Origin of the sequence: Candidimonas humi, from assembly GCF_019166065.1 — a bacterium.
Classification (GTDB): domain Bacteria; phylum Pseudomonadota; class Gammaproteobacteria; order Burkholderiales; family Burkholderiaceae_B; genus Candidimonas; species Candidimonas humi.
This window is the reverse complement of record NZ_JAHTBN010000003.1, coordinates 130,881-143,718: the sequence shown is the minus strand read 5'-3', so window position 1 is coordinate 143,718 and position 12,838 is coordinate 130,881. Positions and strand designations below refer to the sequence as shown.

The 12,838-nt window shown below is 65.1% G+C and carries 11 protein-coding genes; 5 read left to right on the top strand and 6 right to left on the bottom strand.

Going from position 1 to position 12,838, the window contains the following annotated elements:
* The first annotated feature begins 69 nt into the window (after positions 1-69).
* Positions 70-1,587 carry an MFS transporter gene (locus tag KVP10_RS07600; protein WP_217963969.1) on the top strand — a complete coding sequence of 506 codons (1,518 nt, stop codon included), beginning with the start codon at positions 70-72 and terminating at the stop codon, positions 1,585-1,587.
* Between the two features lie 84 nt (positions 1,588-1,671).
* Here the strand turns inward: KVP10_RS07600 and KVP10_RS07595 are convergent, their stop codons facing one another.
* The 4 genes from KVP10_RS07595 to boxC form a co-directional block, all read right to left on the bottom strand.
* Positions 1,672-2,109 (bottom strand): MaoC family dehydratase, encoded by a 438-nt coding sequence (locus KVP10_RS07595; protein ID WP_217963968.1) that lies wholly within the window; start codon positions 2,107-2,109, stop codon positions 1,672-1,674.
* 262 nt (positions 2,110-2,371) lie between these two features.
* On the bottom strand, positions 2,372-3,643 hold the full coding sequence (boxA, locus tag KVP10_RS07590) for a benzoyl-CoA 2,3-epoxidase subunit BoxA (protein WP_217963967.1): 1,272 nt from the start codon (positions 3,641-3,643) through the stop codon (positions 2,372-2,374).
* Between the two features lie 95 nt (positions 3,644-3,738).
* On the bottom strand, positions 3,739-5,166 hold the full coding sequence (gene boxB / locus KVP10_RS07585; protein WP_217963966.1) for a benzoyl-CoA 2,3-epoxidase subunit BoxB: 1,428 nt from the start codon (positions 5,164-5,166) through the stop codon (positions 3,739-3,741).
* Positions 5,167-5,305: 139 nt separating this feature from the next.
* Positions 5,306-6,964 carry a 2,3-epoxybenzoyl-CoA dihydrolase gene (gene boxC, locus KVP10_RS07580; RefSeq protein WP_217963965.1) on the bottom strand — a complete coding sequence of 553 codons (1,659 nt, stop codon included), beginning with the start codon at positions 6,962-6,964 and terminating at the stop codon, positions 5,306-5,308.
* A 59-nt stretch (positions 6,965-7,023) separates the two neighbouring features.
* Here boxC and KVP10_RS07575 point away from each other — a divergent pair, with 59 nt between their 5' ends.
* The gene (locus KVP10_RS07575; protein ID WP_217963964.1) at positions 7,024-7,194 is read left to right on the top strand and encodes a hypothetical protein; all 171 of its coding nucleotides are present in this window, start codon (positions 7,024-7,026) and stop codon (positions 7,192-7,194) included.
* A gap of 329 nt (positions 7,195-7,523) precedes the next feature.
* Here KVP10_RS07575 and KVP10_RS07570 read toward each other — a convergent pair whose 3' ends face one another.
* The gene (locus tag KVP10_RS07570; protein ID WP_343218703.1) at positions 7,524-8,453 is read right to left on the bottom strand and encodes a helix-turn-helix transcriptional regulator; all 930 of its coding nucleotides are present in this window, start codon (positions 8,451-8,453) and stop codon (positions 7,524-7,526) included.
* 191 nt (positions 8,454-8,644) lie between these two features.
* Between KVP10_RS07570 and KVP10_RS07565 the strand changes: the two genes are divergently transcribed.
* From KVP10_RS07565 to KVP10_RS07555, 3 genes are all read left to right on the top strand, one after another.
* Complete coding sequence (locus KVP10_RS07565) at positions 8,645-9,124, top strand: 4-hydroxylaminobenzoate lyase (protein ID WP_217963963.1); 480 nt, start codon at positions 8,645-8,647, stop codon at positions 9,122-9,124.
* A 130-nt stretch (positions 9,125-9,254) separates the two neighbouring features.
* A complete protein-coding gene (locus KVP10_RS07560) occupies positions 9,255-10,811 on the top strand; it encodes a benzoate-CoA ligase family protein (RefSeq protein ID WP_217963962.1) in 1,557 nt (518 codons plus the stop codon).
* Positions 10,808-11,644: an alpha/beta fold hydrolase gene (locus tag KVP10_RS07555; RefSeq protein ID WP_217963961.1), complete on the top strand. Its 837-nt coding sequence runs from the start codon at positions 10,808-10,810 to the stop codon at positions 11,642-11,644. The genes KVP10_RS07560 and KVP10_RS07555 overlap by 4 nt, the downstream gene beginning before the upstream one ends.
* 136 nt (positions 11,645-11,780) lie before the next feature.
* Here the strand turns inward: KVP10_RS07555 and KVP10_RS07550 are convergent, their stop codons facing one another.
* Complete coding sequence (locus KVP10_RS07550; protein WP_217963960.1) at positions 11,781-12,758, bottom strand: Bug family tripartite tricarboxylate transporter substrate binding protein; 978 nt, start codon at positions 12,756-12,758, stop codon at positions 11,781-11,783.
* Positions 12,759-12,838: the final 80 nt, after the last annotated feature.

The window sequence follows — 12,838 nt, the reverse complement described above, 5'->3', positions numbered from 1 at the left end:
TCCATAGGCACCGCCTCCCCGCCGGGGCGATACGTAGTCTTGCGAAACGAAGCCAGACAAGCATGTAGCATGAGCCCTCATCACGATGCCGGCAAACCGGCGAGCCATACCGATAACAAACCCATACAACGCGGCAAGGTATTCGCCACTGTTTCCCTGGCGCTGCTGATGACGTCGGTGGATTCGACCATCGTCGCGACCGCGCTGCATTCCATGCAGCTCGGGCTGCATACCTCGATCAACTGGGTCGGCTGGACCATCACTGCGTATTCCTTCGGCTTCGTGCTGATGCTGCCGATCAGCGGCGGCCTCAGCGAACGCTACGGCCGCCGCAAGGTGTTTCTGGGCTCGATCATCGCATTCACGGTGGCTTCGCTGTGCTGCGGGCTGACCAATGATATTTTCCTGCTGATTGCCCTGCGCGCGGTGCAGGCGGCGGGCGGCGCCGGTTTCACGCCTTCGGCCACCGGCATCGTCGTCGACCATTTCGGCAGCGCCCGCGACCGCGCCGTCAGCTTGTTCGGCAGCATCTTTCCCATCGGCGCAATGATCGGGCCCATCTTCGGCGGCCTGTTCGTGACGTACTGGAGCTGGCGCGGCGTATTCTTCGTCAACGTGCCTATCGGCCTGCTGCTCCTCGCGACGACCTTGCGCTATATACCGCCCGACCAGCCTGCGCACTCTGCCAAGTCCAGCGGCCCCATAGCAAAAAATGGCCCCCACGCTGCGCCTTCGGCTTGCTTCCCCCCAAGGGGGCGCTTTTTGCCTCGGGGCGGCCCAGCGGCAAAAAAACCCCGCCCCGGCCTGGACATCGTTGGCATCACGCTGCTTGGCTGCGGCCTGTTCGCGGCCATGCTGGCAGCCAGCTACCTCGGCGAAAAGCACGCGGAACCGGGATCGCCGGCATTCATAGTGCCGGCGGTTGTCGCGGTCGCAGGCCTATGGCTGTTCTTCCGCCATATCCACCGCAGCACGCATCCTTTCATCGCCCCCCAGTTGATACACGGACCGGGCTTCGGCTCGGTCAACATCATCAACACCATCTACGGCGGCATCATCGCAGGCTCGATGGCGCTGGTTCCGCTATATGCCACCAACCGCTATGGCATAGATGCACTCGGCTCCGGCACCCTGCTGGTCGCCCAGGGGATCGCCGCCATCGTCCTGTCCATCGTCGGCACCATGATATTGCGCCGCACCGGCTATCGCCTGCCCATGTACATAGGCGGCACGGTGATAGGCCTGGGCATGCTGCTGCTCGCCATACATCCGCCCGCGGGCATTTCGCCCTACGCCTGGATGGCGACCGCGGCTTTTCTGGTCGGCGCGGGCAGCGGCACCCTGAACCCGGCCAGCCGCAACGCAGGCCTGCAACTGGCGCCCGAGCATTCCTCGACGCTCGCCGCGCTGCGCACCTTGTTCCGCCAGGTGGGCACCATAGTCACCATCTCGGCGGCCACCGCGATCCTGTCGCATTCCGCAGCCCCGGGCTCGACCCAGAGCTGGACCTACATCGCGACGGCATTGCTATGCCTGGTCTTTCTACCGGTGATCGCCCAGGTGCCGGAACACCGCGGCTCGTGGTGAAGCGGCGCTTTGCCAAGCGCCTCCGTGCCAGGCAGATGTCCGCAAGCCGCCCGAGCATAGCCCGGGGATCCCCGGAGCCCGGCATCAGGCTCCCAGGTCGAACAGGCTGGTCGCTTCCAGTTCCAGCACTTGCTCGTCGCGCTGATTGAAGACCTGCCAGGTCCAGCGCATGATGCCCAGGTCGGCTCGGCTGGAAGATGTACGCACGGAATCGATCGTGGCCTCAAGGCGGATGGCATCGCCGGGGCGCACGGGCAGCATCCAGCGCAGCCTTTCCACGCCCGGGGAACCAAAAGACTCGGAATCCGTCAGGGCCGCGTCGACGGCCATGCGCATCGCCAGGCTGCAGGTAAGCCAGCCGCTGGCGATCAGGCCGTTCCAACGGCCCTCGCCCGCGCGCTGCACGTCAGTGTGGAACCATTGGGGGTCGTAGGCGCGCGCAAAGCCGAGCATTTCCTCTTCGCCCACGACGACGGGAGGATGCTTGATGACCATGCCGGCTTGGAATTCGCTGAATTTCATGTCAGACCTATCGGGAACGTAGTGCGGAAAAATTCGATGCCTGCACAGCGTTCCCCGGTCGGCCGCGGGGCTACAACAGGCAGGCATCGGCTGCCTCCAGTGTAACGCCCCTGGCGCGGGGGATTTCGAAGCGACTCTGCTCTCCCCGAGACGACCGTTCGGGAGCGGTTCATGCTCCTTCAGAGGATGCGCATGAACCGGAACAGACTATCCAGGCAGAGGGGAAAGGCCTGAAGCAGCGGGAACCGCAAACCCCTAAAGCTCAATACGTCTCGAAATGCAGCCGCCCCTGCGTCTTGAGCTGGGCGTGGACTTCGGTCCAGTCGCCGCCGGCTTGCGAAACGACGTGGCGCAAGGCGTCGATGACGCCGTCTTCCATGCCCTTGAGGCCGCAGACATAGATGCAGGTCTTGCCGTTTTCGATCAGGCTCATCACATCGCTGGCGCGCTCGCGGATCAGGTCCTGCACGTACCGCTTGGGCTGGCCGGGCGCGCGCGACAGGGCCAGGTTGATGTCGATGAATTCCTTGGCCAGGTTCATCAGCGGGCCGAAATACGGCAGCTCGCGCTCGGTGCGCGCACCGAAGAACAGCATCAACTTGCCATTGAAATTCTGTTCCTTGGTCAGGCGCCGGCAGCGCTCGGTCATGGCTCGCATGGGGGCCGAGCCGGTGCCGGTGCAGATCATGATCAGGTTCGAGTCGACCTGGTTGGGCATCAGGAAGGTGTTGCCGTAAGGGCCTATGACCTTGACGGTGTCGTTCTTCTTCAGGTCGCACAGGTAGTTCGAGCACACGCCCAGCGTCGGATTGCCTTCATAGTCGGTGGTCACGCGCTTGACCGTCAGCGACAGGTTGTTGTAACGCGGCCGCTCACCGTCGCGCGGGCTGGCGATCGAATACTGGCGGGCATGATAGGGCCGGCCGGAGGCGTCGACGCCCGGCGGGAAGATGGCGACCGACTGCCCTTCCAGCACGGGAAAAGGCTGTTCGCCGAAGTCCAGCACGATGTGGTGGATGTCGCTTTCGGTGTCCTCGTCGGTGACACGGTAATTGCCGACGACCGTGGCCATCACCGGGTTCTTGTGGGTGTACAGATTGAGATAGGGATGCGCGGCCGACCAGGGGGGAATACTGGCCCCGGCCGAGGTCGAGGGCAGCCCGTCCAGGTCGGCATTGGGGTCTTCCTGCGTCTCGGCAGCCACGGGCACGGCCGCGGGCGACTGTTCCGCGGCCTCGCCGGCGGCGGGCTCGGGCAGGTCCTGCTGGGCCGGCAGTTCGGTCCAGCCGAATTGGGCTTCCATGCTGTAGGCCTGGTCCGACAAGACCTTCAGCCAGTTGTCGATGGCGCCGGTGGGGCACGGCGGCACACAGGCCATGCAGCTTTTGCAGACTTCGGGGTTCACCACATAATTGTTGGAATCATGGGTGATGGCGTCGATCGGACAGGTTTCCTCGCAGGTGTTGCAACGTATGCAGATCTCAGGATCGATCAGGTGCTGCTTGATGACGCTGGCGGGTATCGGGGCTGTCATGACGGAACTCCTGTTGCCGAGGCCGTATGTCCGGGCCGGGCCTGCGCTGCGCATAAAGCGGCAGCGCAGCGCCCCGCCGGAACATCAAAAAGACTTCAGTTGAAACGTACGTATTCGAAATCGATAGGCTGGCGGTTGATGCCTATGGGCGGCGGCGCGATCCAGTTGGCAAACTTGCCGGGCTCGGCCACGCGTCCCATCAGCGAGGCGACAAAGGCACGGTCGCCCTCGGTGGGCAGCCAGGAATCCTGGTTGGCGCGCCACTGGTCTTCGCTCAGCACGGTGCCGTCCGGAGCGACGCGGATGCCGGCCAGGGCGCCGATCTTGCGATTGAAGGCCTTGTGCGGCACTTGCAGGCGGAAGGCGACGCCGCTCTTTTCCATTACGCGGTTCCAGCGGCCCACGCCGGCCATCGAGTCGCGGATGAAGTCGTCGCGCAGCACCTCGTTCAAGGCATTGAGCATGGGCACCTCGATCTCGCGCAGCTTGCCGTCGGCCACTTCCAGCACGCGGTAGGTATCGTTCTTGAGCTGGTGATCGTCGCTGCGCTTGCCCTCTTCGTAGCGGCCCTTCAGGCCCGAGCTGTAGAAGATGGCCGCATTGGACGACTGGTCCGCGCCGAACAAGTCGATGGTGACGCTGTAGTGGAAATTCAGGTAGCGCTGTATGGTCGGCAGGTCGATGACGCCGGCGGCGCGCAGCACGGCGGGGTCTTCGGTCTTGAGCTCGTTCATGACCTGGCAGGTACGCTGCAGCACGCGCGACACGCCCGATTCGCCCACGAACATGTGGTGGGCTTCTTCCGTAAGCATGAACTTGGTGGTGCGCGCCAGGGGATCGAAGCCCGACTCGGACAAGGCGCTCAACTGGAACTTGCCGTCGCGGTCGGTGAAATACGTGAACATATAGAAGGCCAGCCAGTCGGGCGTCTTCTCGTTGAAGGCGCCGAGTATGCGCGGGCTGTCCTGGTCGCCGGAATTGCGCTGCAGCAGGGCATCGGCCTCTTCGCGCCCGTCGCGGCCGAAATAGCGATGCAGCAGATAGACCATGGCCCACAGGTGCCGGCCTTCTTCGACATTGACCTGGAACAAGTTGCGCAGGTCGTACAGCGAAGGCGCCGTCAGGCCCAGGTGGCGCTGCTGCTCGACCGAGGCGGGCTCGGTGTCGCCTTGCGTGACGATGATGCGGCGCAGGTTGGCACGATGTTCGCCCGGCGCTTCCTGCCAGGCGTCGCGGCCCAGCTGCTCGCCGAAATGGATCTTGCGCTGGCCGTCCTGCGGCGCCAGGAAAATGCCCCAGCGGTATTCGGGCATCTTCACATAGTCGAAATGCGCCCAGCCGTCGGGCTGCACGCTGACCGCGGTGCGCAGGTACACGTCGAAGCTTTGCGCGCCCTCGGGCCCCATTTCCTGCCACCATTGCAGGTAATTGGGCTGCCAGTGCTCGAGCGCGCGCTGCAGCGTGCGGTCGCCCGACAGGTTGACGTTGTTGGGGATCTTCTCGGAATAGTTGATACCGGACATGTCTGGAACTCCTCGATGGAAAAGCCCGTTGGCTCTATGTTGCCGATGTAGCTGTAGCGCTGGTGTCAGCGGAATGGGTGCGCGGTGCGCGCGGGCGCCTGCCGGCAGGCGCGCCTGATCGCGGCGGACGGCCGCGCCGTCATACTCGGTTCCAGTCGAAACTGGCTTGTTCGCCCTTGCCGTACAGCTTCAGGGCGCCTTTTTCTCCCGAGGCATTGGGCCGGTAGAAGATCCAGTTCTGCCAGGCCGTCAGGCGCCCGAACACACGGGTCTCCATGGTTTCCACGCCGCCGAAGCGCAGATTGGCTTCCAGCCCGGTCAGCGCATCGGGCGACAAGGCGCGGCGCTCTTCCAGCGCGATGCGGACTTCGTCGTCCCAGTCCAGCGCATCGAGCGCATAGGTGACCAGCCCCAGCGCCTCGGCGTCGGCCGCGCCGACGGGGCTGCCGGCGGCGGCGCGCACTGCCTCCATGGCCGGCGCTTCGTCGTAGTAGCGGCGCTGGATGCGGCTCTGGCCGTTGACCATGGGGTAGTAGCCGAAGTTGAGCTCGTCCAGCGAGATCGTTGCGGGCTGCGCAGCTTCGTCGTCGTCCAGCATATAAGAACGGTCGCAGGCCAGCGCCAGTTCCAGCAGCGTGCCGGCAAAGCAGGAGCCCGGCTCGATCAGCGCATACAAGGAACGCGAGGTCACGTCCAGCCGCGCCAGGGTACGGCGCAGCATGCCGGTGGTTTCGCGCACGAACCAGTGGCCGGCGAACTGCTGCAGCGTCGCGTCGGCCGCCAGCACCTGCTCGGCCTGGCCGGTAGTGCGGATGACCCAGGTGCCGATATCGAGTTCGTTGGTGCGCATGTGCAGGATGGCGTCGTCCAGTTCGCGCGCCATGCGCAGCGGCCACCATTCGGCCCCCGCGGCCAGGATGGCGTCGATGCCGGCCGCCACCGGCGCCTCGGGCGCACGCACCGTCCATTCGGCCAGGCGCTTGTCGCGGTCGATGCGCACTTCCACATATTTGTATGCCAGCCCGTCCGCGCCGACCGTGCGCTGCAGCGGCGTGAGCTCGACGCCGCGGGCGTCGGCAGGCCGGTCGCTGGCTGCGGCCAATTCCTGCGCGCGCCGCTTCACGCCATCGGCGAATTGCGCGGGCTTGATGATGTCGTCGACCAGGCGCCAGTCCTTGGCGCGCTGGCCGCGCACGCCTTCGACCAGGGTGCAGAAGATATCGGCGTGGTCATGGCGCACTTTGCGTTTGTCGGTGACGCGGGTCAGGCCGCCGGTGCCGGGCAGCACGCCCAGCAGCGGCACTTCCGGCAAGGCCACCGCCGAAGAGCGGTCGTCGATCAGCAGGATCTCGTCGCAGGCCAGCGCCAGTTCGTAGCCCCCGCCCGCACAGGCGCCGTTCAGGGCCGCCACGAACTTCAGGCCGCTGTGGCGGCTGGAATCTTCGATGCCGTTGCGGGTTTCGTTGGTGAACTTGCAGAAGTTGACCTTCCAGGAGTGCGTGGACAAGCCCAGCATGAAGATGTTGGCGCCTGAACAGAAGACGCGGTCCTTCAGGCTGGTGACGACCACGGTGCGCACCTCGGGATGCTCGAAGCGGATGCGCTGCAGCGCGTCGTGCAGTTCGATGTCGACGCCCAGGTCGTAGGAGTTCAGCTTGAGCTTGTAGCCGGGACGCAGGCCGCCGTCTTCTGCCACGTCCATGGCCAGCGTCGCCACCGCGCCGTCGAAGGACAGTTTCCAGTGCTTGTAGAGATCGGGATGAGTGCGGAAGTCGACCGCGGCGGAAGAATCGCTCATGAGTAGCTCCTCTAGTCTGGATGAATAATAGTTCATGGCGAGTGATGGAATGCATAATAATGCACTATTTTTCCACTGTCAAAGAAAAATGCAAAAAAATTCATTTTTATTTTTGGAGCGCAGCCATGGGGCGCTACGCCGCCCCTACCGCCCGCCCGGCGATTCCTTTTTATTTTCTTGGCGGCTTTCTTTGCAGGCCCGAGCCTTCCCATGGGCTGCGGGCCGCATAGGCCCCAGCGGATAGCCGGGCCAGAGGCAGCACAGCCGCGCACGGAGCCGTGTGCGGGTATGAACATGGGATGAGCGCAAATGCCGGGGGTGCCGGGACCGGCAAGCTTCGCTGCCTGCTGCCTGCTGCCTGCTGCCTGCTGCCTGCTGCCTGCTGCCTGCTGCCTGCTGCCTGCTGCCTGCTGCCTGCTGCCTGCTGCCTGCTGCCTGCTGCCTGCTGCCTGCTGCCTGCTGCCTGCGAACGGCGAACGGCGAACGGCGAACGGCGAACGGCGAACGGCAAACGGCAAACGGCAAACGGCAAACGGCAAACGGCAAACGGCAACAAAGCCTACACAGGCAGGCCGGCCTGCTGCCGGATATGGGCACGCAGGGTCTCGAAGCACTCCTGCAGGCTCTGGTGGCTGGTCGAGCACGAGTAGTCCGCCTTCGAATAGAAGGCCTCGCGGCTGGCCAGGATACGCTTGAGATCGGCCATGGCCTCGTTGTTGCCGGCCATGGGCCGGAAGTCGCCCTGCGCCATGACGCGCGCCATGTGTTCCTCGGGCGTGGCCTGCACCCATACGGTATAGCAGTGCGCCAGCAACTGGTTCAGCGCCGCCGGATCGGACACCAGCCCGCCCGGCGTGGCCAGCACCATTTCGGGATACAACTGCAGCGATTCCTCGAGCGCGCGCTTTTCATAGCGCCGATAGGCACTGGGGCCGTAAAGACTATGGATCTCGAGTATGCCGCAGCCGGCCACGCGCTCGATTTCCGTGCTCAGTTCGACGAAAGCGTAGCCCAAGTCCTGCGCCAGCAGGCGGCCCAGCGTGGACTTGCCGGCGCCGCGCAGCCCGATCAGGGCTATCTGCCGCAGCTTGTTGCGGCGCCCCGCAGCCGGATGCCCGTCATACAGTTCGGCCAGCGTCTCGCGCGCCCGCTGCAGCTCGCTTTCGCTGCGGTGCTCGAGCAGCTCGCGGATCAGCAGCCATTCGGGACTGGAAGTGGTGACATCGCCCACCAGTTCGGCGATCGGGCAATGGAAGGCCTGGGCGATCTGCTGCAGCAGCAGGATCGACACATTGCCGATGCCTCCTTCCAGATTGGCCAGGTGGCGCTCGGAAACCCCGGCGCTTTGCGCCAGCGCCTTGCGCGTCATGCCGCGCATCGCTCGCAAGCGGCGCACGCGCTCGCCCAGCGCCACCAGATAGGGTTCCTTGGCGCTGTCCATGGGCTCGGGGGCTTCCGCTAGCTGGCGTTCGAGTGCTTTATTTTTCACCCTGAATTACCCTAATAATCCGATTTACATGCATTATAATGCTTGACACATTCTATGAAAAGCCCTAATTTGCAGCCAAACCTGCAAAATTCTTCTTGCAATCACGCAATGCGCTGCATATCCCGAGCCTGGTAGAGCCAGGGCTCGCGTATTGCGTGCATGGTCGTCATTACAGCACAGGAGCCACAGCCATGAGCAGCACCGAAGCACAGTTCCGCGACCTGATCGAGCCCATCGCCGCGATCGCGGGCGGACGCGGCCTCGACGCCGATCTGCAGAGCGAGCTGAACCGGCGCTATCCGGCTCATGGCGAGGCCTACCGGCAGATCATGCAGTCCTGTCGGGACGGCATCGCCGCGGGCTGGATGTGCCAGCACGAACATGGCGGCATCCGCTACGGGCGGGTGCTCGAAGCCGCGCCCGAACTGGGCGGCTGCTCGGTCGACGTGGTGCAGATGCGCGACGTGGCCGGCCCGCAGCATCGCCACCCCAAGGGAGAGATCGACCTCATCATGCCGCTGGACGAGCAGGCCATGTTCGACGGGCATCCGGCCGGCTGGCTGGTCTACGGCCCCGATTCCTCCCACCGGCCCACGGTGAGCGGCGGCAGCGCGCTCGTGCTGTACCTGCTGCCCGAAGGCGCCATCGAATTCACCCGCAGAGCGCAATAAACGGAGCGCGGCGGCGCGCGGCCGGCAGGACCCCGAGCCCGAGCGCTGCCCTCAAGCCCCCAAAGCCGCCATCGCCGGGCCCCAGGCCGACACCAGCCAGCAATATCCATCAAGATCGAGCGAGACAATCATGAATCCCTGCCCACGCCAACTCAATTTCGCCCAGTACCTGAGCGAGATCAACGCCACGCGCGCCGCCAAGGCGGCCTATATGGACGGCGAGCGCACCCTGAGCTACGGGGCGCTGGCCGAACGCAGCGCACGCTTTGCAGGCCTGCTGCAGGAACTGGGGCTGCGGCGCGAAGAGCGCGCCCTGCTGCTGATGCACGACACCGTCGACTGGCCGGTCGCCTTCCTGGGCGCTCTGCATGCGGGGATCGTGCCGGTGGCCGTGAACACCTTGCTCACGCCCGACGACTATGCCTACATGCTGGCGCACAGCCGCAGCCAGGCGGTATTCGTCTCCGGCACGCTACTGCCCGTGCTGCGCGAGGCGCTGCAACGCGGCAAGCACGAGGTCAGGCACATCATCGTCTCGGAACCCACGGAAGCCCTGCAGGCGCCCTGTATCGACTTCGAAAGCCGCGTACTGGCCGCGCCGCCCGTGCCGGCGGCCGACACCTGCGCCGACGAGATCGCCTTCTGGCTGTATTCCTCGGGCTCCACCGGCCAGCCCAAGGGCGTGGTGCACTCGCATGGCAACCTCTGGTACACGGTGGAACTCTATGGCAAGCCGGTGCTGGGGGTGCGCGAGAGCGACGTGGTGTTCTCCGCCGCCAAGCTGTTTTTTGCCTATGGCCTGGGCAATGCGCTCAGCTTCCCGCTGGCGGTGGGCGCCACCGTGGTGCTGCTCCGGGGCCGGCCCACGCCGCAAGCGGTATTCGACAAGCTGGTGGAGTTCCAGCCCACCGTGTTCTGCGGCGTGCCCACCCTGTACGCCAGCATGCTGGCTTCCCCCGACCTGCCCATGAAAGAACAAGTGTCGATGCGGGTATGCACCTCGGCCGGCGAGGCCTTGCCCAAGGAACTGGGCGAGCGCTACACCGCCCACTTCGACTGCTATATCCTGGACGGCATAGGCTCGACCGAAATGCTGCACATCTTCCTGTCCAACCGCAACGACGACCTGCACTACGGCACCACCGGCAAGCCCGTGCCCGGCTATGAAGTGCAGTTGCGCGACGAGCTGGGCGCGACCGTCCCGCCGGGCAGCATCGGCGACCTGTACATCAAGGGGCCGAGCGCCGCCCTGATGTACTGGAACAACCGCGACAAGACGCGCAGCACCTTCCAGGGAGACTGGCTCAAGAGCGGCGACAAATACGTGTGCGACGCGCAGGGCTACTATACTTATGCCGGCCGCAGCGACGACATGATCAAGGTCAGCGGCCAGTATGTCTCGCCCATCGAAGTCGAGAACGTGCTGGTGCAGCACGAGGCCGTGCTGGAAGCCGCAGTAATAGGGGTGGCCGACGCGCAAGGCCTGGTCAAGACCGTCGCCTATGTGGTGCTGCGTCCGGGCCAGGACGGCGGCGACGCCGTCAAGGCCGCGCTGCAGGCCCACGTCAAGCAATGCCTGGCGCCGTTCAAGTATCCGCGCCAGATCCATTTCACCGAAGAATTGCCGAAAACCGCGACAGGCAAGATCCAGCGCTTCCGCCTGCGCCAGATGGAAACCCTAGCATGACCGCTACCGCAGCCGCATCCACTACACCCGCCTCGTCGGGCCGCAGCGAGCATGTGCGCATCCGCGCACTGGGCCGCGAACTGAATATCGAGTATCAATGGATCGCCGCCGAGGACGCGGCGGCGCCCCTGCTGGTGTTCCTGCACGAGGGGCTGGGTTCCGTGTCGATGTGGAAGGACTTCCCGGCCCGCGCCTGCGCCGCCCTGGGCTGCCGCGGCCTGGTGTTCTCGCGCTATGGCTACGGATCGAGCACGCCGCGGCCCGACGCGGAACGCTGGCCGGTAAGCTATATGCACGCCCAGGCCGAGGAAGTGCTGCCCGCGCTGTTCGCGGCCCTGGGCCTGCAGCACGAACGCCCCATACTCTTCGGACACAGCGACGGCGGCTCCATCGCCCTGCTTTATGCGGCCATATACCCCGACGCCCCGCGCGCCATCGTCGTCGCGGCGCCGCATATCTTCGTCGAGGATATTTCGGTGGCCAGCATCGAGCAGGCGCGCCAGGCCTATATCGGCACCGACCTGCCGGCCAAGCTGGGCCGCTACCACCAGGATCCCGATTCGGCCTTCTGGGGCTGGAACCACATCTGGCTGGATCCTGCCTTCCGCGCCTGGAACATCGAATCGTACCTGGACAAGATCCGCTGCCCGGTGCTCGCCGTGCAAGGAGAAGACGACGAATACGGCACGCTCGAGCAGGTCCGCGGCATCCAGCGGCTGGCGCCGCAGACGCGCCTGTGCATACTGCCTGACTGCCGGCATTCGCCGCACAAGGACCAGCCGGAAAAGCTGGTCGCGGCCATGCGGGAATTCATCGCCGGGCTGGGCGCATAAGCAGCGGTAGCTGGGCGCATAGGCAGTCATTGGCCGGCACGCGGCATGGCGGCGGGCCCAGGCCGCGGTTTCTAAACAGTCGGTGGGTACGAGCCCGGGTGCGTCCGCCTCGGGCGGACGGCCCGGCCCGTGCGGCCTATTCCGCGTGCATGTGCCCTGCCTTGACCACCTTGCCCAGGCGCGTGTATTCGTCCTTGGTGAACTTGGTGAACTGGGCGCGCGTGTAGTCGCCCGGCTCGATGCTGGTTTTCTTCAGCGCGGCCAGCACCTCGGGGTTCTTGGCCGCCTGCAGTATCGCCGCGTTCATCTTGTCCAGGATGGCGGGCGGCGTGCCGGTAGGCGCGAACATCCCTTCCCAGTGGCCGATGCGGATGTTGGGGAAGCCTTCCTCGGCCGCGGTCGGGATCTCCGGGGCGCTGGCCAGGCGGCCGCCCCAGGTGGTGGCCAGGGCCTTGAGCTTGCCGCCCTTGATCAGCGGCAGAGTGACGATGCTGGCCTCGGAAGTCATGTCGACCTGGTTGCCGATGACGGCCGTGACGCCTTCCGAGCCGCTCTTGTAGGAAATCATCTGGATGGGCAGGCCGGTCTCCTGCTTGACCATGGCGGCGACGAAATCAGGCGTGCTGCCCACGCCCGCGCGCGAGAAGGTAATGCGGCTGACGTGATTCTTCTTGGCGTTCTCGACGAATTCCTTCAGGCCGTGCGCCGGATTGGAAGGATTGGTGACGATGATGGAAGGCGCCACGCCCAGCAGGCCCACGGGCGTGAGCTGGTCGTCTTTATAGGGCTGGTCGGAGCGTATCTGGCTGTTGGTGACGATGCCGTTGCCGGCCACCAGGAAGGTATAGCCGTCGGGCTTGGCGCGCGCCACGTGCGCCGAACCGACCACGCCGCCGGCGCCGGGCCGGTTCTCGACGATGATGCTCTGCTTGAGCTCTTTACCTATCTGCTTGGCGAAAATGCGCGAGATCAGGTCGATGCCGCCGCCCGGCGAGAACGGCACGACTACGGTGATGGGCCGGTCGGGCCAGGCCGCGGCCTGTGCGCCCAGCGGGGCCAGTCCGGCCGCGACTGCGGCCGCGGTCAGCGTCTTGAGTAGTTTTCTTCTGTGCATATTGTTCTCCTGAGGTTTGAATTACGGGGGTCTAGCATAGAGCACACGCCCGGCCCGCTGCCTTGCGGACCATGGGCGCT

What these genes read in the sequence shown, in the direction of transcription:
- KVP10_RS07575 (WP_217963964.1), top strand. Translation starts at nt 7,024, where the DNA reads ATGCACTATTTTTCCACTGTCAAAGAAAAATGCAAAAAAATTCATTTT.
- boxC (WP_217963965.1), bottom strand. Translation starts at nt 6,964, where the DNA reads ATGAGCGATTCTTCCGCCGCGGTCGACTTCCGCACTCATCCCGATCTC.
- KVP10_RS07595 (WP_217963968.1), bottom strand. Translation starts at nt 2,109, where the DNA reads ATGAAATTCAGCGAATTCCAAGCCGGCATGGTCATCAAGCATCCTCCC.
- KVP10_RS07560 (WP_217963962.1), top strand. Translation starts at nt 9,255, where the DNA reads ATGAATCCCTGCCCACGCCAACTCAATTTCGCCCAGTACCTGAGCGAG.
- KVP10_RS07550 (WP_217963960.1), bottom strand. Translation starts at nt 12,758, where the DNA reads ATGCACAGAAGAAAACTACTCAAGACGCTGACCGCGGCCGCAGTCGCG.
- boxA (WP_217963967.1), bottom strand. Translation starts at nt 3,643, where the DNA reads ATGACAGCCCCGATACCCGCCAGCGTCATCAAGCAGCACCTGATCGAT.
- KVP10_RS07555 (WP_217963961.1), top strand. Translation starts at nt 10,808, where the DNA reads ATGACCGCTACCGCAGCCGCATCCACTACACCCGCCTCGTCGGGCCGC.
- KVP10_RS07565 (WP_217963963.1), top strand. Translation starts at nt 8,645, where the DNA reads ATGAGCAGCACCGAAGCACAGTTCCGCGACCTGATCGAGCCCATCGCC.
- KVP10_RS07600 (WP_217963969.1), top strand. Translation starts at nt 70, where the DNA reads ATGAGCCCTCATCACGATGCCGGCAAACCGGCGAGCCATACCGATAAC.
- boxB (WP_217963966.1), bottom strand. Translation starts at nt 5,166, where the DNA reads ATGTCCGGTATCAACTATTCCGAGAAGATCCCCAACAACGTCAACCTG.